Below are 19,209 nucleotides of genomic sequence, written 5' to 3'. Positions count from 1 at the left end.
GCTAGCGTCGGGAGAATCAGCGGGCTTCTGCTCTAGCTTCTCTGGGGGTTGCGTGCTCATCCCTCAAGCATAGGAATAATATTCGGAGAATGGAAAATATTAGTCGGAGGAATGAGCATTAATATTCCTGACAGCCTTCGTCAGTGCTCCACGCGAAGCTCAGAGAGTCGCACCTCACCAGCCTCATCGGAGGCATCTAAGTCCACGATTCCCACTATCTGGTAGGCATTGTCGTCCTCAGGATCCTTGAGAATCTGACGCACGGTCCACGAACGCGAGGAGGCCTGAGTGCCCTCCTTACCTTTGTCGAGCACGAAATACTCTGGCCCGCGCGCTGCCGGGCCGACATCGATATCGTCATAATCGTCGAAGTAGTCATCGAGGGTCTGACCAAAGTCGGGAACTTCGTCGAGGTAGTCCAAAAGCTCGGCCAAGCGGTCCTCCTTTTCCAAAGCGAAAAGCTGGGCAAGGCGGAAGAAGTAATTTCGCACCATGATGCCGAAGGCACGTTGGTTAGCGGTAAGAGCGGTGGGGTCCTCCACACCGAACGCCAACTCGCGGTCGAGATCCTTCTGGGAGATCGGAGAGTCTTCACCAGCCATTTCTGCCCACTCGTCAACAAGCGAGGAATCCACTTGGTGAATAAGCTCCCCAAGCCACACGATGATGTCCTCGAGTTCCTCGGTGAGGTACTCCTCCGGGATGGATTGTTTAAGCGTGCGCCAAGCATCGGTGAGATAACGCAGGATAACGCCCTCAGAGCGGGCCAGACCGTAGGTTGCCACGAGGTCGGAAAAGGTCATTGCGCTCTCCAACATGTCCCGCACAACCGACTTGGGACGCAGCTCAAACTCCTTAGCCCATGGGTTGGTCTGGCAGAACGTCTCATAGGATTGTTCGAGCAAGTCCTCAAGAGGTTTCGGCCATGTGATGTCTTCCACGATGGCCATGCGCTCGGTGTAGTCCACGCCCTCAGCTTTAAGAGCTGCAATCTCTTCGCCTCGGCGCTGTTTTTGTTGAGCTATGAGGACTTGGCGGGGATCATCGAGAACCGATTCAAAAACGGAGATGACATCCAGAGCATACGTTTCAGATTCCGGATCAAGCAGCGTCAAAGCCGCCAATGCAAAGGGGCCGAGCGGCTGGTTGAGCGCAAAATCGCGCGGCATCTCTCGGACCACGTGATAGGGGCGGCCGTAAATATCGAGTCCCTTGGTGGACTTTTGCACCACTCCCGAATTGAGGAGGCCACGGAAGAGACTCAACGCGGTCAAAATGTCCTCGTTCTGTCGCGTCCGAGTGTTGTGACTTGTGCGCAGCAAATGCTTCAAGTGCTCGTAACCGTTGCCATGGCGAGCCAGCACATTGAGCAACATCGAGTTAGACACCCGGAACTGGGAAGTGAGTTGCTCCGGTTCGGCGTCGATAAGCCGTGCGTAGGTCTTCTCCGACCACGAAACCTCACCTTCGCGCGCGGACTTCTTCTTAAGCTTCTTGAGGCGCGCCGGGTCATCCCCGAGACGGCGGCGTGCCTTAGCGTTCTCAATCTCATGTTCCGGGGCCTCGACCACGACCGTGCCCTCGGTGTCGTAGCCTGCGCGACCCGCACGGCCAGCAATTTGGTGGAATTCTCGCGACTTGAGGATGCGCTGCCGGGTGCCATCGTATTTGGCTAGGCCCGTCATGAGTACCGTGCGAATCGGGACATTAATACCGACTCCCAACGTGTCGGTACCGCAAATAATCTTCAGCAGCCCCTTCTGCGCCAGACGCTCGACCAGGCGCCGGTATTTGGGCAGCATGCCCGCGTGATGGACGCCGATACCCTTGCGCAGCAGCTTGGACAGATCCTTGCCAAAAGTCGTGGTGAAACGGAAGGAGCCGAGCTCGGCTGCGATTGCTTCCTTTTCTTCCGGAGTGATGATTTTTGACAGAGAGGTTAACGCCTGGGCACGCTCAGAGGCTTCGCGCTGCGAGAAATGCACAACATAGACGGGCGCCTTGCCGGATTCGAGGAGCTCCTCGATGGTCTCGTGCACCGCAGAAAAGACATACGAAAAGTCAAGGGGAACCGGGCGTGTTGTCCCGGCCACGAGTGTGGTGGTGCGGCCGGTGCGTTCAGTGAGGTCTTTTTCCAGCCAGGCGGTGTCACCGAGTGTGGCGGACATGAGTAGGAACTGTGCCTTGGGTAACTCGAGCAGCGGAACTTGCCAGGCCCAGCCGCGGTCAGGCTCGGAGTAGTAGTGGAACTCATCCATGACGACTTGATCGATCGCAGCTTCCGCGCCATCACGCAGCGCGATGTTTGCCACAATTTCAGCGGTGGCTGCGATGATGGGGGCAGAGCCATTGACGGTGGCATCGCCGGTCATCATGCCGACGTTCTCGGGACCAAAAATCTCACACAACGCGAAAAACTTTTCGCTCACGAGGGCCTTAATTGGCGCCGTGTAGAAACTGCGCTGCCCGCGGGCCAGTGCAATGAAGTGAGCTGCATTAGCCACCATGGACTTACCGGAACCAGTAGGGGTAGCCAAAATGACGTTATCGCCGGCCAAGATACCGAGCGAGGCTTCCTCCTGGGCGGGGTAAAGCGAAATACCGCGGCCGGCAGCCCATGATTGAAAAGTGTCCCAGATGGCCTCATCAACCATCGACTCAGGGACTTCGGCGAGATCGGGCAACATCTGAGAAAGGTTCACCCATCCCACCTTAGGCGAAAGCACGAGTGGCCATGCAGGTGGGCCGGTCACTCGTGCGGGCTGGACTTAGGTGATGAGTACCTAGACGTCATCTCCCATGTCAGTGTCTTCGTCTTTGCCTTCGTCCTTGCCGTAGTTGTCCTCACGGTCATCGATGTTCTCAGAGAGGATATCGGGGTCATCATCGAGCCCAGCGAGGAAGGCCTCGAAATCCGCTCCGATCTCTTCGCCCGTGGGCATATGTTCTTCGCCTGGCATGATGGCCTGTGGGTGACGCTTGCGATAGCGCTCCATGTAGGCGTCATATTGCTCTTCGAGCTGGTTGACCACACCGGCAATCTCATCTGAGTCGGCGACCTGTTCTTCCAACTGCTGATGCACTCGTGCCACATCGGCTTCGAGGCTTCCCAACGGGATATTGAGATCCGCAGCAGAGGCTACAGAATCCAGAAGCCGCAGAGTGGCCGAAGGATAGGACGAGGCAGCCAAGTAGTGGGGAACGTGCGCGGTGTAACCGGCCACACGGCGGCCCTTCTTATCCAGAGCTCGCTCAATGTAGAGCGCGGCGGCCCCTGGCACCATCATGGTCGACTCCATGCGCACCATGGAGTTCAACAGCTCCGGGGAATTGCCATGCGCTGTAACCACCGTCGGGCGGGTATGGGGCACTGGCATCGGGGCAGAATAGAGCATGATGGTGTTCTTGATGTCGAACTTCTCCACCAAATTCACCACCGCATTGGTAAACGCCTCCCACCGCAGGTCTGGCTCTGGGCCAGAAAGCAGCAGGAAGGGCTTACCAGAGTTATCGCGGAGGACCTTGATACCAAGGTCGCTGTTTTCGATCTCGACGGTGCGGTCATGATCAATGGTGACGGCAGGGCGGCGGGAACGATAATCAATCAACTCGTCGTTGTTGAAGGATGCCAACTGACGGTTGTCCAAAGCAGCTTTGAGATGATCCGCGCTGGCCTCGACCGCTTGTCCGGCATCAGCGTAGCCATTCATGGCCACAATCATCGTGGGCCCGCTGCCTTCTACGGAATCGTCCTTGACCACCGGAGCGGGGTATTCCAGCTCATACATGCGGCGCTGTTCTTCCTGCATGATGTAGTGACTCCTCCTTCGCGTCCGGCGCTTAGTGTAGAGCGTACGGACTAAATCAGCGTTCTGTTGCGTGCAACGCTGTGCACTTACTGCCTATTCCCAGCCCCTTTCGCCTAATCTCATTCTCCCTGCCGAGCTCATGGCAAGGGCGGGGAGCCGAAGGCTAGTGAAAACCGGTAATAATCGATCCAGCATGCCATAGAGGAGACGTTTCTGCCATGTGTGCGCGCAGCCGCTCTCCGGAATACATGACCCAGCATGTGGATAACTAGTGAACTTTCACAGTTAAGAAGGCGAGTCCGGACTCGTTATCCACAGATCTGTCGCTCACCTTAGTAAGGCTCTAGCGAACCGGTGGCTCCTGCCTCAGTCTAAAGACATGAGTTCTTACACAGCGCAGACAGAAAACACACCACCAATCACAACCCCTGGCCACCTTCTAGCGAACATTCCCGGCCTGTTGGGCTTTTACCCAACTGAATCCGTCATTTTCATGGCTATTGATACCACTCCGCGTGGCCCCGCGATGGGGCCTGTCGCTCGCGTTGACATTGAGGATGCCGAAGAAACTCTTCCTGAAATAGCCGCAATGTTGGCGGAAGAAGCCCGCGAAGGGATCTTTGCCTTCCTCGTATCCCACCGTCCTGTGTCGGATCTGAGCCAGGTTGCTTGTTGGCTATACACCCTTGACCGAGGGCGCGACGGTATCGATATTGACGCCGCATGGTACGTGGGAGAGATTGCCCGCGATGAGCCCTATACCTTGCTCCACGGGGCGGTGAGTATTGACGGCCGCGGTCCGATGAAAAACTGGGTTGAAGGGACAATCCCCGCGTTGACCGACGCACCGACGATGCGCTCATGCGTCGACCACGACGTCGTCCCAGAACTCAGTCGTGAGGAGTTCTTCGCCACCTTTGCCCGCAACAACCAACACTGTGATGCGCTTGAGGCCGAGGCTTTGGGACGTGAAGCGCGAGAAAGCGCCACGAGGTTCCGCGCCCGAGTAGCTTCGGAAAAAGGGGATAAGCGAAAGGAACTAGTCGATAACTTCATCGATGATGTCCGCTGGGCCCTTTCTACAGCAGGAAGCATCGAGGATGCGGAGGCCAACACTGAGCTACTGAAGACCTGCGCGGTGTGGATGTCCACCACCTGGACGCGCGATTTGGTAATCGCTAGCTGCACGGGCGCAGGTGAACAGGCCGCACAGCTCTTGCTGGCGACGGCACGAACCTACGATGGAGAAATTCGCGCTAACGCTCTAACAGTTTTTGCCTTGACACACCTAAAGATGGAGTGGGACATTCTTGCCGGGCCGGCGCTACAAACGGTGGCAGAAGAGTTCCCGAGCCACCGCTTGGGGTCGTTGTTATGCCAAGCCTATCGATACGGTCTCCATGACAAGATGCGTGAGACGATCGGCCGCGGTGCACGGGAGGCCTATAACTCTGCCATTGGAAGGGAAGAAGAATCGGCGACTGTGAGCATTGTCCCTAGAACTACGGCGTCTAGCGATGCGCCGAGTGAGCCCGCTCGCCGAGTTGCCGGGTGAAGTTCCATGCGTCGGTAACGATGGTGGCGAGATCAGTACGGCTCGGGTTCCAGCCGAGCTCAGACTTGATTTTGTCCGAGGAGGCCACGAGCGTTGCTGGGTCGCCGGCGCGCCGGGGCGCCAACTCAGCCGGGATGGGGTGCCCGGTGACGGCACGACAGGTCTCGATGACCTGCTTGACTGAATATCCATCGCCGGAACCGAGGTTATAAATTCGGTGTGTACCGTCCGTGTTGGTGGTCAGCGCAAGCACGTGGGCATCGGCGAGGTCACGGATGTGGATGTAGTCGCGCACCGCGGTGCCATCAGCCGTGTCATAGTCATCACCGAAAATAAAGATCTTCTCGCGGTGGCCCAACGCCACCTGTAGGACGAGTGGGATGAGGTGAGTTTCTACTTCACGGTTCTCACCGATGTTGCCGTAGGCGCCGGCCACGTTGAAGTAACGCAGAGAGGTCGCTCCCAAACCGTAGGCCTTGGCATAAGAGGTGATCATGTAATCAATAGCCAGCTTCGAGGCGCCGTAGGGGTTGGTGGGTTGCGTAGGCATTGCCTCCGTAATCGGAACCTGGTCCGGCTCGCCGTATGTGGCGGCAGTAGAAGAGAACACGAGGTTCTTCACGCCGCACTCCCGCATGGCGTTCAGCAGCGTCAAGGTGGTTACCACGTTGTGCTGCCAATAGTCCGCAGGTTCTTCTACGGACTCGCCTACAAGCGAACGTGCAGCGAAGTGGATAACACCTTCAAATCCACCCTCCGAGAGTACGGAGTGAGCCACGTCGGCCACGTCGCCCTCCACAAGGCGTGCTTGGGAAGGGAGAGCCTCGCGGTTGCCGGTGGAGAAATTATCGATGATGGTGACGTCGTGGCCATTTTCGACGAGGACAGCAGCGCAAACGCTACCCACATATCCGGCACCACCGGTAACGAGAAGCTTCATGTCTACTTCACCTCCACGCGGATAGCGTGTGCAAGATCGTCGACGAGCTCGATTGTCTCCCCGTCTCCAGTGCTCAGCGTGATAGAGCCATTGTTGTTCACCACTGTTACCGGCGACCCGACATGCAGGCCAGAGGCGTGTAGGGCACGGAACGTGGAGTTGTCAGCTTGAAGGACCTCATTGATTTGCACGATGGTGGCCTTGGTTTCCTCGCCTAAAGGGAGATCAATAGCGCGGATGCCGAGGTCGAGTTCTGCCGGAGACGCGCCAAGCTGCGCAAGGCCTGGAATGGGGTTTCCGAAAGGCGAGCGGGAGGCATCGTCGAGCACGGCGACAACGCGCTTTTCTACTTCTTCGCTCATAACGTGCTCCCAGCGGCAGGCCTCATCGTGGACCTGGTGGATGTCCAGCCCCAACACATCCGTCAACAGGCGTTCTGCAAGGCGGTGCTTACGCATGACGTTGGTTGCCAGTTCGCGGCCTTCGGGGGTGAGGTCAAGGCTGCGGTCAGTGCGCACGTGAAGGAGACCGTCACGCTCCATACGGGCTACGGTTTGAGACACGGTAGGTCCGGATTGTTCGAGGCGCTCCGCGATGCGGGCGCGCAATGGGGTAATGCCCTCTTCTTCGAGCTCGTAAATGGTTCGCAGATACATTTCCGTAGTGTCGACTAGGTCCCTCACGTGGGTATACCTTTCTGCGTCATAGCGGTCAGCGTGGACACGAGCAGCAATCTACGGGCGGGAGTGTGTTCGATGGAGCCACAAGGTATGAACCTGTCCGCAGGCTGACCGTGCCCACATAGGTTTAGGCGCGGTAATAACAGACTATTAAGAGAATAACTTAAATAATAGCGTATTCCGTAGCTCACAGAGTGGCGGTTCCCGGCAGCGAAGTCAGGAGTTTTCGCGGAATCACTAGATGGATGAATCACTCGATGGATGTGGAAACGACGAAAGCCACCGAGCGGTCAACCTCCATGGCCCTACAGTTCTGCTCTGCGGGGCAGGAGGGATGTCTCGATGGCTCACGCCACATCTCTGGTTATCGGCCAGAGCTAGCTCTGTGTCAGCTAACCCTTTGCCGTTGGTCTTTACAGTGCGTACTCGCGGAGGCGGTCGGCACGGTTGCCGTCACGGAGCTTGGCCATGACCTCTCGTTCAATCTGGCGCACGCGCTCACGGGACAGGCCAAACTTACGGCCGATCTGGTCTAGGGTGCGTGGCACGCCATCATCGAGGCCGTAGCGCAAACGGATGACATCCTGCTCGCGCTCTTCGAGGGAACCGATAACGGAGCGGATATCGGAATGGCGCATGGACGCAACCACGGCAGTTTCTGCGTCGGTAGCCTCGGCGTCCTCGATGAAGTCACCCAGTGGGGCCTCTTCATCGGTGCCGACCGGCATGTCGAGGGAAACTGGGTCACGGGACTGGCGCAACAGCATTTCAATCTTGGATTCCTCGATGCCAGATTCCTCTGCCAGTTCCTCATTCGTCGCCTCACGGCCGAGGGATTGGTACATCTCACGCTTAATGCGGGAGAGCTTGTTTACTTGCTCCACTAGGTGCACGGGGAGACGGATAGTGCGGGACTGGTCAGCCATGCCGCGGGTAATGGCCTGGCGAATCCACCACGTGGCGTAGGTGGAGAACTTGAAGCCCTTAGCGTAATCAAACTTCTCCATTGCGCGAATGAGGCCTAGGTTGCCTTCCTGAATGAGATCCAGCAGTGGCATGCCGCGGCCGGTGTAGCGCTTGGCAAGGGAGACCACGAGACGCAGGTTGGCCTCCAGCAGATGGGAGCGCGCCTTCTTGCCTTCACGGGCAAGGATCTTGAGGTCTCGCTTCTCCGCGCGGGTCAGCTTTTCGGCATTGGCCAGCTTGTATTCGGCGTAGAGGCCCACCTCAATTGCTTGGGCCAGCTCAACTTCGTCCTCTGCGCTCAGCAGCGCAGTCTTACCAATTCCGTTGAGGTAAACGCGGACAAGGTCCGCAGAGGGGTTGTCATTGGTTTGGTTACGGCGTGAGCCGCGGTCAACGTCCTGTCCGTCCTCGTCCTGGGCGGTAGCAGTGCTAGCAGCGGATGATGTGGCCATCTCATGCCTCCTAAGTTGCGGCCTGGTACACCCCCTACAACGACGCTTAAGCGCGGTTAGTTCCCGAGAGCGAAAATTTGTTAGGACACCCGCCGCACTAGGCCCATTTGGGGGTGTAAATCACACTTCAACCAGCACAGTAAAGGGACCTTCGTTGACTGAGGAGACTCGCATCAGTGCGCCGAAGCGTCCTTCTTCGACGTGAATGCCTCGATCGCGCAGACGCTGAGCCACTCCCTGAATGACAGGTTCAGCGGCATCGCCAGGTGCCGCATCGGACCAAGAGGGGCGACGGCCCTTGGCAGTGCGACCGTACAGCGTGAATTGGCTCACTAGAAGTACCGGAGCCTCCGCGTCGATGACGCTAGTTTCACCGTCGAGGATGCGCAGTTCCGCAATTTTGCGGGCCATGGTGTCCATACGCTCGGCCAAGGACGGGCCAGTGGAGTCGGTGTTCGAATCGGCTTCCACGTCCTCACGGGATACACCAACAAGAGCCAGAATTCCTCCGGTATCTGCACAGTTAATGGCGCCTACGATGTCATCGTCGACGGTGACGGAGGCTTCGGACACGCGGGTCAGTACAGCGCGCATACTTTAAGGTTCCTTTCTACCTTGGTGTTCACTCAGCCCGGGGCCTAATCGGTGTTGCTAAAAGCCAGCAGTTCTGTGGGGATGAGCAAGCCGTGACGAATGAGGTCGACGATGGCGGGAAGGGCGGCGTCGACAAGCGCAGCTTCGTCATAGCCTTGCGCCGCGGCGTAGAGCCCGATGGTTTCGCCGATGCTCAAGCCCTGCGGGTTCAAGCCTGCAACGATGGCGGCCAGGTGCTCATCGATGTCATGCTGCCAGCGTGGGCCATCGGTCCGGGTGAGGCGCAACGCGGCGCGCTCAAAACCCATGCCTATCTCGGTATCGGGTAGGGCGATGTCCTCACGGGCCACGCCAGGGCGTAGCTGCACGTGTTTGGTTTCCAATTCACCAGGCACCAGACCGCGCAGCCACTCCACACGGGCAAAGTATTCCTCAACCTCCGGGCCCAACGGATCGACGACGGGTTGGGACATGTCTTCAGCCAAAATGTCCGAAGGCTCATCATCCCCAATGCGCTGGATAGCCACGAAACCAAATCCGATACCAGTGACCTCATTGTCGTGGAAATGCTGCAGCCATTCGCGCGAGCGGGCTCGGCCCTCAGCGCTGCGGACATCGACGGACTCATCGGTGAGCCACGTGGAGACATACAGTGCGGGATCGGCAACGTCACGCTGAATGATCCACGCTGCCACTCCGGTGTCCGGCAGCCACGAGGCGACGCGCTGCTGCCAGGACTCCTCACCCTGGTGCACCCATGCGGCTAACAGGTGGGCCGTGCCACCCGGGTTGAGGTGCTCGGTAACCTGCGAAACGACAAGTTCACTTGCACCATCGAGGTTAAGCCCCGAATCGCGATAGACATGGCCGACCTCCGGCAGGCCCACAACAAAGGGTGGGTTAGCCACAATCCGGTCGAAACGCTCGCCAGCTACGGGCTCGAACCAGGAACCACCCCGCAGATCCACGCGTTGAGTCGCCCCGGCAGCCGTGACTGTGGCGCGTGCTAGGTCGAGGGCGCGTTCATGGACATCCGTGGCCACAATGCGTTCGGCAGAATCCAGCTGACCCAACAACTGCACTCCAGAACCGGTGCCCAGATCCAGCACAGAGCTCACAGGGGACGTCGGCGTTGAATGCAGCAGGGAGAGGCTGGCCGAGCCTACTCCCAGCACATGATCGGGCCCCGGAACATGATCAACAAGGGAGGCATCAACATCAGAGAACACCAGACGGTTGCGTCCCACGATGACATGCGGGCGGATGTCGTAGGCCACGAACACGGTTCCGTGTTCGTCGGTTTCGGCCACCCCCGAATCCAGAAGCTTGGCGGCCAAGCGGGCCCCAAGGACATCAGACAGAAGAGTCGCTGGCACGTGCTCGTGCAGTACGAAGATACGGATGAGGTGATCTAGGTCAGAATCACCGCTCGTGCCTAGTGCTACAGCTGCAGGCTCTCCGCGGTGTAAAGCTTCGGTGTACTCAGGACCTAGATGCCCAGCGATGCCGTCGGCCGTAAAACCCGCGCTGCTAAGCGCGTGGGCCAGCTCCGTGGCCACCTCCGCGACGGGGTGATCCGGATTCATGGCTGGGCCGAAGGGTGAGGAATCATGCGTGGTCAAGATCAATCCTTACATTCAGTAACGAGCTGGCTATTCATCATCATGGTCAATCGTGTCCGGTGTCGAGGCCTGCTGAGCGTCAGGCAGCGCTCCGCGTGCACGCTGCTCCAGTTGCTCCCGCTGAGCTTGCGCCATCTGGCGTGCCAGAGCAGGTTTGTACACCGACTTTTCACGCTTGTCTTTCTTCTGTCCGCGACTGTTGCCAATGACGACGGCAATCCATGGCAGGGGAAAAGTAACGGCTACGACAATCGCGGCCGGAATCCACCATTGCCAGGCGTAGGCCATAATTCCCGCAAGGATAAGGGAAGGAATACGCAAGAACTGCAGCACAAAATAGATAACCTCGCGGCGATGCCGATCCTGCCCAGGGGCGAGTTTGGCCGAGGTGATGAGGTGGGTTTCACGCCCAAACACTCGGCCACGTTTCCGCCCCGATTGTGGGGATAGGTCTGCGTTATCGCGCGAGTTCGTTGGGGTCATGCTCACTAGGGTAGCGGGAGGACTCGCCAACTTCGATACCGATACGGCATGATAGGGGGCGTGAGTACGACGACTAAGACTATTGAACGCCCAGATGTTCGTGAGGATACGTCCACGGGTGATGACACCCCGAAGTTCTTTCACTACGTCAAGAAGAACCAGATCCTCGATTCCGCGGTCAACGGAAAGTACGTCGTTGCCCTGTGCGGCGAGACCTTCCCGGTGACCAAGCAAGCCAAGCCTGGTTCACCCGTGTGCCCTGACTGCGAGCGCGAATACAAGAGCCTGCGCCGCCGCTAGAACGCCTCCGTTCCCTGCACGGAGCATCTGGTTGTCAGGTACGAGGGAACGCGCTTCGGGTTTAAGCAGTCCACACGAGGCTTACACCTGCGCAGAAAAATCAACACAGTTTCGGGATTCTGGGATAACTAGAGGGGGATAGTCGCTGACCGTGTCAACACAGTCATCAGCACAAAGATTTGCCAATAGCGGTTCTTTGCGTGTGTGGCAGCGCGCGGCACTGGAAAAGTTCCTTGCCACCAAGCCGAAGGATTTTATGGCGGTGGCAACACCGGGCGCAGGTAAGACCACCTTCGCCCTGCGCGTAGCCACCGAACTCATGGCGGACCGCACCGTCGAGCGCGTCATCGTGGTCGTACCAACGGAACACCTCAAGGTGCAGTGGTCCGAAGCTGCCTCCCGCGTGGGGCTGGCGCTAGACCCGAAATTCACCAACTCTTCTGGCGTGAATCCTGCCATGGATGGAGTCGTGGTGACCTACGCACAGGTGGGTATGCACCCCTACAAACACCGCGCGGTGGCCTCGGCGCGGCGCACGTTGGTGATCCTCGATGAGATTCACCATGCAGGTGACGCGAAGAGTTGGGGTGACGGTGTGCGCGAGGCTTATGACGACGTCGAACACCGCCTGGCCTTGACGGGTACTCCCTTCCGCTCAGATGATTCGCAGATTCCGTTTGTGCGTTATGAGGAAGATGGGGAAGGCCACCTTGTCTCCCGCTCCGATCACACGTATGGCTATGGTGATGCGCTTGCCGACGGCGTCGTGCGCCCCGTTGTCTTCCTCAGCTACTCGGGTGAGTCCCGGTGGCGTGATAGTGCCGGCGAGGAACACGCCGCGCGCCTAGGAGATATCCTCAACCCGGAGCAGACCGCCCGCGCTTGGCGCACGGCCCTCGACCCCAAGGGCGAATGGATCCCCACCGTCTTACACGCTGCGCACACCCGGCTGATGCAGATGCGCCGCAATATGCCGGATGCCGGTGGACTCGTCCTCGCTACCGACACAACGACGGCACGCGCCTACGCCAAGATCCTCAAACAGATCTCCAACACACCGGTCTCGGTGATTCTGTCTGATGACCCGGGCTCCTCGGCACGCATTGCTGAATTCTCTGAGTCCACCGATGAGTGGATGGTGGCTGTGCGCATGGTGTCTGAAGGTGTTGACGTTCCCCGCCTCGCCGTGGGCGTGTACGCCACCTCCGCCTCGACTCCGCTCTTTTTCGCCCAGGCCATCGGTCGCTTTGTGCGCTCCCGCATGCCGGGCGAAACCGCTTCCGTCTTCCTGCCCTCCGTGCCCGTTTTGTTGGGCTTGGCCGAGAACATGGAGAAACAACGCGATCACGTCCTGGGAGGGGAGAAGAACCCCGACAAGGAAGGCTGGGACGATGAGCTGCTTGCCGACGCCAACCAGAAGAAGTCCGAACCTGACGTGCTCGAACCCTCCTACGAATCCCTTGGCGCCGAAGCAGAATTCTCGGGTCTGCTCTACAACGGCTCCCAGTTCAACACAGGGGCCATCACCGATGAGGACGAGGACTTCCTCGGAATTCCGGGACTCCTTGACGCTGACCAGGTCAAGGATCTCCTTCGCAAGAAGCAGTCGGAAGAAATGGACCGCCGCGAGGCAGAGGAGAAGGCGCGCCGGGCTGCAGAGGCTGCCGCGGAGCAGCGTCGCAAGCTCTATGGCACTCCGCATGCCCCGAAGAATCGGGCAGCAGGGGGTGCTGGGGGGACGTCGCCAAGCACTGCGGGTTCCGACGCTGGCGTTGTTGACGAGATCTCGGCCCTACGTAAGGAGCTCAACACAGTCGTGTCGATCACTGCTCAGCGCACTGGCCGTCCCCACGGCGCGATTCACACGGAGGCGCGCAAGGCCTGCGGTGGGCCGCCCACCGCGTTGTGCGACGCAGACCAGTTACGCGAGCGAATTGACTATCTGCGGAAGTGGTGACGCCTATCTAAGGCACTGGAAGATGGTGCAGAGGTATCTCAGGCCCCACGAAATGAACGGTGTTACTTATTGTATCGCGTGTAAGCTCGGCATCATCCTGAACATGTGCCACAGGGCAAAGAAACTCCAAGGAGATGGATGATGAAAAAGCTCATCAACTCACCTGAGAACGTCGTTGCTGAATCGGTTGAGGGGTTTGCCCTCGCACACAGCGACATCGTCACGCGCGCGACGGATCCGCTTTTCGTTGCCCGTAAAGACAAGAAGAACGACGGCAAGGTCGCGATTGTATCGGGAGGTGGCTCTGGGCACGAGCCGCTCCACGCAGGATTTGTGGGGCACGGCATGCTGGATGCCGCTGTACCGGGGGCCATGTTCACCTCACCGACTCCTGATGCCATCCAAGCTGCTACCGAAGCGGTCAATGCAGGCGCGGGTGTGCTTTACATCGTGAAGAACTACACCGGCGATGTCCTCAATTTTGACACAGCTGCCGAACTCGCAGAGTTCGATGACATTGAGGTTAGCCAGGTCATTGTCGATGATGACGTGGCTGTTGAAGACTCCACGTTCACCGCCGGTCGCCGTGGCGTCGCTGGCACCCTCCTCGTGGAAAAGCTAGCCGGTGCCGCGGCGGAGCGCGGCGATGACCTCGCTGCGGTGACTGAGGTGGCAAAGAAGGTGGTGGAGAACACCGCTACCATGGGCGCAGCACTGACGGCCTGTACCGTCCCGCACGTGGGCAAGCCGTCCTTCGACTTGGGTGATGACGAGGTTGAACTTGGCGTTGGCATCCATGGCGAGCCCGGACGCAAGGAAATCCCGCTTGTTTCCGCTGATGATGTCACTGACCACCTCTTGGACCCGATTGTGGCGGACTTAGAACTCAAGGAAGGCGAGCGCACCATCGTCGTAGTGAATGGTATGGGCGGCACTCCAGCCTCCGAGCTCTACGTGGTCTATCGCCGCGTGTCTCAGCGCCTGACGGAGATCGGCGTGACAATTGAGCGCTCTCTCGTGGGCAACTTCGTCACTAGCCTTGACATGGCGGGCTGCTCTGTCAGCATCATGCGCGCTGACGACGACGACCTTGCCCTTTTCGACGCCCCCTGCCACACCGCTGCTCTACGCCAAGGAGTGTAACCATGACCAACCTTTCAACTAACTGGGCACAGGCGTGGATAAATAACTGTGCTGCCGCTGCCCACGAGCACCGCGAGGAGCTCATCGAACTTGACCGCGTGATTGGTGATAGTGACCATGGCGAAAACGTCGACCGTGGCTTCCGAGCCGTCGTTGGCGCAGTGACCGACGAGACCGCCGCGGACGGCTCCACCGTCGCTGAAGTGCTCAAACTCACCGCTAAAACCCTCATGTCCACGGTCGGCGGTGCATCCGGCCCGTTACTGGGCACAGCATTCCTGCGTGCTGCCAAAGCCGCTGGTACCGGTGACCTCGACGCTCCGACAACAGCAAGCATCATCGAAGCTGCGCTGGAGGGAATCACAACTCGCGGCAAGGCCACAGAAAGGGAAAAGACCATGGTGGACGCGTGGGCACCAGCCGCACGCGCCGCCCGTCACGCGGCCGACGCCGGCCACAACCCCGCGGAAGTTCTGCGCGCTGCAGCAGAGGCTGCAGCGGAGGGCGCGGAGGCCACTGTCCCGATGGTTGCCACCAAGGGGAGAGCATCCTACTTGGGCGAGCGCTCGGTTGGGCATAAGGATCCAGGTGCCGCATCCACGGCTCTCTTCATTGCCGCGGCGGCCGATGCTGCCGAGACCGCGGGACAGGAGACGTAGCCATGGCCCAGCCAATAGTAGGACTTGTTCTGGTGTCACACTCGGCAAAGCTCGCAGAAGGCTTGGCGGAGCTTTCGACCCAAATGGCGGCCGATGTCACAATCCGCGCTGCCGGCGGCCTCGAGGGCGGCGGAATCGGCACGTCGTATGACCTCATTGAAGGAGCCATTAACGAAGTCCTTGGACAAGACTTAGGTGTGGTTGTGCTCACTGACTTGGGATCGGCCACGATGACTGTGGAATCTGTACTTGAGTTCCTAGAGGATGACTCGGTTCGGTTTGTTGATGCCCCGTTGGTGGAAGCAGCCATCGCTGCTGCTACCGCCGCCCAGCAAGGTGACGATCTAGACGCTGTGTCCGCGGCCGCAGGAAGGGCAATCGAGGTTTTCGCTGCGCCACAGGACGCCAAATCTGCAGAAGCAGATAGTGAACGTGGAACGAACAGTGACGGTGAGTATTCCCGCGCAGTGACGGTGACCGATGAGGCAGGACTCCACGCCCGTCCCGCGTCGAAGGTTGCTGAGATCGCCGCGGAGGCTGAGGGCGACATCACCATTGCCTTCGGCGGTGAAGAAGCCGAGGCAGACTCGGCGATGATGCTGATGTCGCTCGGTGCCACTCAAGGTGCTTCCATCACGGTGAGCGGTGCTGTAGGGGACAAGGAAATCATCGATCAGATTGCCGATGCTATCGCAGCTGGTCTCGACGATTAGGCTCACGACGCGACATCGGATCTGCAGGGGAGAACCAGAGCAGTGGGCAACGTCCCCCGCAAAGAAGGAGACCTCCTGCATATTTACCTAAGGCGTGATGCGTAACCCAGCAGCGTTCTCTTGCAGGTGTTGAACCCAACGCGCCGCCGCAGGAGGATGCGTACTCAGCTCCGAATCCGTGGTCGTTGCAGGCGCTGGTGCTTGTGTTCACCTCCTTGTTGTTGGGATTTTTGTTGTTGGGATTTTGCTCTCAGTGCTAACAACTGGGCCAGGAGTGGGTGCTGCCGCGCTAGCTGTCGTGACCCTGCTCCCTGCCGAAGGCCGTCGCCCCGAGGACACGCCACTACTCATGGCGATGCTGGCATTGATCATTAGGCTGGGTTGGACCGCGATTGACCCCTTTGCCCATATGTTCATGATTGGGCTGTTGGGGTTACAGATGTGGGCCCTGGTGCCCATTGACCACCGAGCCTCGGTACTCGTGAGGGAATGCGAAAAGCGGCGAAGAAGCTGTCGCATCTTCGCCGCAAAATTTTTGAATGTCGTGCTTGTCTAGTCCAGGTAATCGCGCAGGACCTGGGAACGCGATGGGTGGCGTAGCTTCGACATGGTTTTTGATTCGATCTGGCGAATACGCTCGCGAGTAACGCCGTAGACTTGACCGATTTCGTCTAAAGTGCGCGGCATGCCATCGGTGAGGCCGAAGCGCAAACGGACAACGCCTGCCTCACGCTCGGAAAGCGTAGTGAGCACGTCCTGGAGCTGGTCCTGCAACAAGGTGAACGACACTGCGTCGACTGCAATCACAGCCTCAGAATCCTCGATGAAGTCACCCAGCTGGGAGTCGCCCTCATCACCAATGGTCTGGTCCAAGGAAATAGGCTCGCGAGCGTACTGCTGGATCTCCAACACCTTTTCCTCGGTGATGTCCATTTCCTTGGCCAGCTCCTGCGGAGTTGGCTCACGGCCCAAATCTTGCAGCAGCTCGCGCTGAATGCGGCCAAGCTTGTTAATGACTTCCACCATGTGAACCGGAATGCGGATGGTGCGGGCCTGATCCGCCATAGCGCGGGTAATGGCCTGACGGATCCACCAGGTGGCGTAGGTAGAGAACTTGTAGCCCTTGGTGTAGTCGAACTTCTCCACGGCACGGATGAGGCCCAAGTTGCCCTCCTGGATGAGATCCAGGAATGCCATACCGCGGCCGGTGTAGCGCTTGGCCAAAGAGACGACCAAGCGGAGGTTGGCCTCGAGGAGGTGGTTCTTCGCCTTGCGTCCATCACGAGCAATGGCGCGCATGTCACGCTTTTCCATAGGGGAGAGCTTGGCGCCCTTGTCGCCCTCAGCTCGCGCCTTTTCCATCTGCTCCATGCGGTACTGGGCATAAAGTCCAGCCTCGATACGCTTTGCCAGGGAGACCTCCTGCTCAGCGTTCAGCAGGGCAACCTTACCGATCTGCTTGAGGTAGGCACGAACCGAGTCTGCAGAAGCGGTTAACTCTGCGTCTTTGCGCGCCTGGCGCAGAGCAGCAGACTCGTCTTCATCCCAGACAGAGGATCCATCGTCCTCGTCCTCATCGGAGTCCTCACCGTCAAGGTCTTCACCTTCATCGCCGAACTCGTCATCATCATCGATGTCATCGCTGTCCGGGTCGAAGTCCATGTCGGCGTCATCGGCCGCATCAGTATCCAGTTCGTCGGTTTGATCCTCGAGGAGGTCATCCGAAGACTCGAGTGCCTCAGTGTCAGCGTTGTCCTCTGGCGAGGTTGCCTTCTTGGCCGCAGACTTACGGACAGTCTTCTTGGCTGTCTTCTTTGTCGCCTTCTGCGCAGACTTGCGAGTGGTTTTCTTAGCCGTCTTTTTCGCCGTCTTCTTGGCGGTCTTTTTGGCTGTCTTCTTCGCAGTCTTTTTAGCCGTTTTCTTTGCCGTCTTCTTAGCGGTCTTTTTTGCCGTCTTCTTGGCGGTCTTCTGTGCAGGTGCAGATGCCTCGGAGGTGCTCTCGCCTTCACCGAGTACCTGGTCTGAAGAATCAGTGGCTGCCACGTACGCCCTTTCGACTTGCTCTCTAGGTGGAAAATATGGGGAAGCGCAAAGTCATCGCAACTAGTCCCCGATGCTAGCCCGCCTCCACGATGAGCAGGAGAGGCGCGCCGCTGAATAATGGGTAATCGACAGCCCAGTATAGATCATTTCCGCTTATAGGCGGTGACTGGGGTCAACTGAGAAAGTTACAGGCAGTGCTTGTTATGGTCGGATTCCTTCCTTTGCTGCCATAGCGGCGCCAACAATACCGGCGCGATTGCGGAGCTGAGCTGCAACAACTGGGGTGTCGATGCTGAGGTACTCGCCCCACTTGTCAAATTTTCGGGAGATTCCACCGCCGATGATGAAGGCCGAAGGGTTGAACAACGCTTCGTAGTCGTGGAGGACGCGGTTAACGCGCTTGGCCCATTGTTTGGTTTTTAGTTCCTCACGATCCTTCACTGCGGACGATGCCTGTTGTTCTGCTTCTTTTTCTCCCACGATCAGGTGGCCAATTTCCGTGTTGGGGAAGAGTTGACCATCTAGGAGGAATGCCGAGCCGATGCCGGTACCGAGGGTGAGGAAGATGACCGGGCCGGTACGTGCGATGTCATCGCCGTAGGCAACTTCGGCGAGACCGGCTGCGTCAGCGTCATTAAGTACGGTGAAAGGAGCATCAAGGTATGCGCCAAATAGCTCTTGAGCGTCGATGCCGATCCACGACTTGTCAATGTTTGCGGCACTGCGAATAACCTGATTCTTGACCACAGACGGCATAGTGATGCCTACAGGGCCATCCCAGCCTTTTTCAGAGACGATGTGGGCGATAACTTCGGCCACAGCTTGCGGGGTAGCAGGTTTGGGCGTGGCAATTTTGAGGCGGTCGCCCACGAACTCACCTGTGGCGAGGTCGACCTCCGCCCCCTTAATGCCGGAGCCTCCGACGTCGATTCCGAAAGAGTGGCCTTCATGGTGAGGTACGTCGTGCTCTGAGTGTTGCGCAGTCATGGTTTCTAGTTTAGGCACGTGGACTCGCAGATGTGTGCAGATGGTATCCGCAGTGGTGGTATCGACGACAGTGAAAATCGATAGTGAAAGGCGACAGTGAACGTGGAACATCCTCCACTGTGAGGTGGATCAAGGGAAATATCCTGTGAACATTAAAGGCCACTTTTATAACCGATACGCTGGGGTAATGTTCTGTGTGAGCAGGGCGGGGGTGGAGAGATTGCCTCCCCCGCGGCGAGGCGAGTGTGACACAGGGGCGCTCGTGGTTTAGTATGCCGTCGATAAATACACATTCCTATCGATCTG

General features: G+C 58.5%; 16 protein-coding genes. 6 read left to right on the top strand and 10 right to left on the bottom strand.

What is annotated here, in order from left to right:
• Positions 1-140: 140 nt before the first annotated feature.
• Together HMPREF3149_RS00375 and HMPREF3149_RS00370 are read right to left on the bottom strand one after the other, a co-directional pair.
• The gene (locus HMPREF3149_RS00375) at positions 141-2,702 is read right to left on the bottom strand and encodes a DEAD/DEAH box helicase (protein ID WP_070535612.1); all 2,562 of its coding nucleotides are present in this window, start codon (positions 2,700-2,702) and stop codon (positions 141-143) included.
• A gap of 81 nt (positions 2,703-2,783) precedes the next feature.
• The gene (locus HMPREF3149_RS00370; protein WP_042531190.1) at positions 2,784-3,809 is read right to left on the bottom strand and encodes a PAC2 family protein; all 1,026 of its coding nucleotides are present in this window, start codon (positions 3,807-3,809) and stop codon (positions 2,784-2,786) included.
• A 379-nt stretch (positions 3,810-4,188) separates the two neighbouring features.
• Between HMPREF3149_RS00370 and HMPREF3149_RS00365 the strand changes: the two genes are divergently transcribed.
• Positions 4,189-5,364, top strand: coding sequence for a DUF4192 domain-containing protein (locus HMPREF3149_RS00365; RefSeq protein WP_070535609.1), 1,176 nt, complete (start codon positions 4,189-4,191; stop codon positions 5,362-5,364).
• Here the strand turns inward: HMPREF3149_RS00365 and galE are convergent.
• The 6 genes from galE to HMPREF3149_RS00335 all read right to left on the bottom strand — a co-directional run bounded on the left by galE (position 5,321) and on the right by HMPREF3149_RS00335 (position 11,101).
• Entirely contained in the window at positions 5,321-6,304 is a 984-nt protein-coding gene (gene galE, locus HMPREF3149_RS00360; protein ID WP_070535606.1) for a UDP-glucose 4-epimerase GalE, read from the bottom strand. The genes HMPREF3149_RS00365 and galE overlap by 44 nt on opposite strands.
• A 2-nt stretch (positions 6,305-6,306) precedes the next feature.
• Complete coding sequence (locus HMPREF3149_RS00355) at positions 6,307-6,987, bottom strand: metal-dependent transcriptional regulator (RefSeq protein WP_070535603.1); 681 nt, start codon at positions 6,985-6,987, stop codon at positions 6,307-6,309.
• Between the two features lie 410 nt (positions 6,988-7,397).
• On the bottom strand, positions 7,398-8,402 hold the full coding sequence (locus HMPREF3149_RS00350; protein WP_042531184.1) for a sigma-70 family RNA polymerase sigma factor: 1,005 nt from the start codon (positions 8,400-8,402) through the stop codon (positions 7,398-7,400).
• Positions 8,403-8,522: 120 nt separating this feature from the next.
• On the bottom strand, positions 8,523-8,996 hold the full coding sequence (dtd, locus tag HMPREF3149_RS00345; protein ID WP_070535601.1) for a D-aminoacyl-tRNA deacylase: 474 nt from the start codon (positions 8,994-8,996) through the stop codon (positions 8,523-8,525).
• Positions 8,997-9,040: 44 nt separating this feature from the next.
• The gene (locus tag HMPREF3149_RS00340) at positions 9,041-10,582 is read right to left on the bottom strand and encodes a DUF7782 domain-containing protein (protein ID WP_210385389.1); all 1,542 of its coding nucleotides are present in this window, start codon (positions 10,580-10,582) and stop codon (positions 9,041-9,043) included.
• 66 nt (positions 10,583-10,648) lie between these two features.
• The gene (locus tag HMPREF3149_RS00335; protein WP_186302083.1) at positions 10,649-11,101 is read right to left on the bottom strand and encodes a DUF3099 domain-containing protein; all 453 of its coding nucleotides are present in this window, start codon (positions 11,099-11,101) and stop codon (positions 10,649-10,651) included.
• Positions 11,102-11,149: 48 nt separating this feature from the next.
• Between HMPREF3149_RS00335 and HMPREF3149_RS00330 the strand changes: the two genes are divergently transcribed.
• From HMPREF3149_RS00330 to dhaM, 5 genes are all read left to right on the top strand, one after another.
• Positions 11,150-11,401, top strand: a complete 252-nt coding sequence (locus HMPREF3149_RS00330; RefSeq protein WP_042531177.1) for a DUF3039 domain-containing protein — start codon at positions 11,150-11,152, stop codon at positions 11,399-11,401.
• A gap of 151 nt (positions 11,402-11,552) precedes the next feature.
• On the top strand, positions 11,553-13,358 hold the full coding sequence (locus tag HMPREF3149_RS00325) for a DEAD/DEAH box helicase (protein ID WP_070535595.1): 1,806 nt from the start codon (positions 11,553-11,555) through the stop codon (positions 13,356-13,358).
• A gap of 141 nt (positions 13,359-13,499) precedes the next feature.
• A complete protein-coding gene (gene dhaK / locus HMPREF3149_RS00320) occupies positions 13,500-14,501 on the top strand; it encodes a dihydroxyacetone kinase subunit DhaK (protein WP_070535592.1) in 1,002 nt (333 codons plus the stop codon).
• Positions 14,502-14,503: 2 nt separating this feature from the next.
• Entirely contained in the window at positions 14,504-15,160 is a 657-nt protein-coding gene (gene dhaL, locus HMPREF3149_RS00315; protein ID WP_070535590.1) for a dihydroxyacetone kinase subunit DhaL, read from the top strand.
• Positions 15,161-15,162: 2 nt separating this feature from the next.
• Positions 15,163-15,873 (top strand): dihydroxyacetone kinase phosphoryl donor subunit DhaM, encoded by a 711-nt coding sequence (dhaM, locus tag HMPREF3149_RS00310; protein ID WP_070535588.1) that lies wholly within the window; start codon positions 15,163-15,165, stop codon positions 15,871-15,873.
• Positions 15,874-16,425: 552 nt separating this feature from the next.
• Here dhaM and HMPREF3149_RS00300 read toward each other — a convergent pair.
• Positions 16,426-17,916 (bottom strand): RNA polymerase sigma factor, encoded by a 1,491-nt coding sequence (locus HMPREF3149_RS00300; protein WP_070535581.1) that lies wholly within the window; start codon positions 17,914-17,916, stop codon positions 16,426-16,428.
• A 201-nt stretch (positions 17,917-18,117) separates the two neighbouring features.
• Positions 18,118-18,903 carry a polyphosphate--glucose phosphotransferase gene (ppgK, locus tag HMPREF3149_RS00295; RefSeq protein WP_042531165.1) on the bottom strand — a complete coding sequence of 262 codons (786 nt, stop codon included), beginning with the start codon at positions 18,901-18,903 and terminating at the stop codon, positions 18,118-18,120.
• Positions 18,904-19,209: the final 306 nt, after the last annotated feature.

Source organism: Corynebacterium sp. HMSC05E07, from assembly GCF_001807225.1.
In the GTDB taxonomy this organism is placed as follows: domain Bacteria; phylum Actinomycetota; class Actinomycetes; order Mycobacteriales; family Mycobacteriaceae; genus Corynebacterium; species Corynebacterium singulare.
The sequence above is the reverse complement of the archived record's forward strand: the minus strand, read 5'-3'. Positions and strand labels throughout refer to the sequence as shown.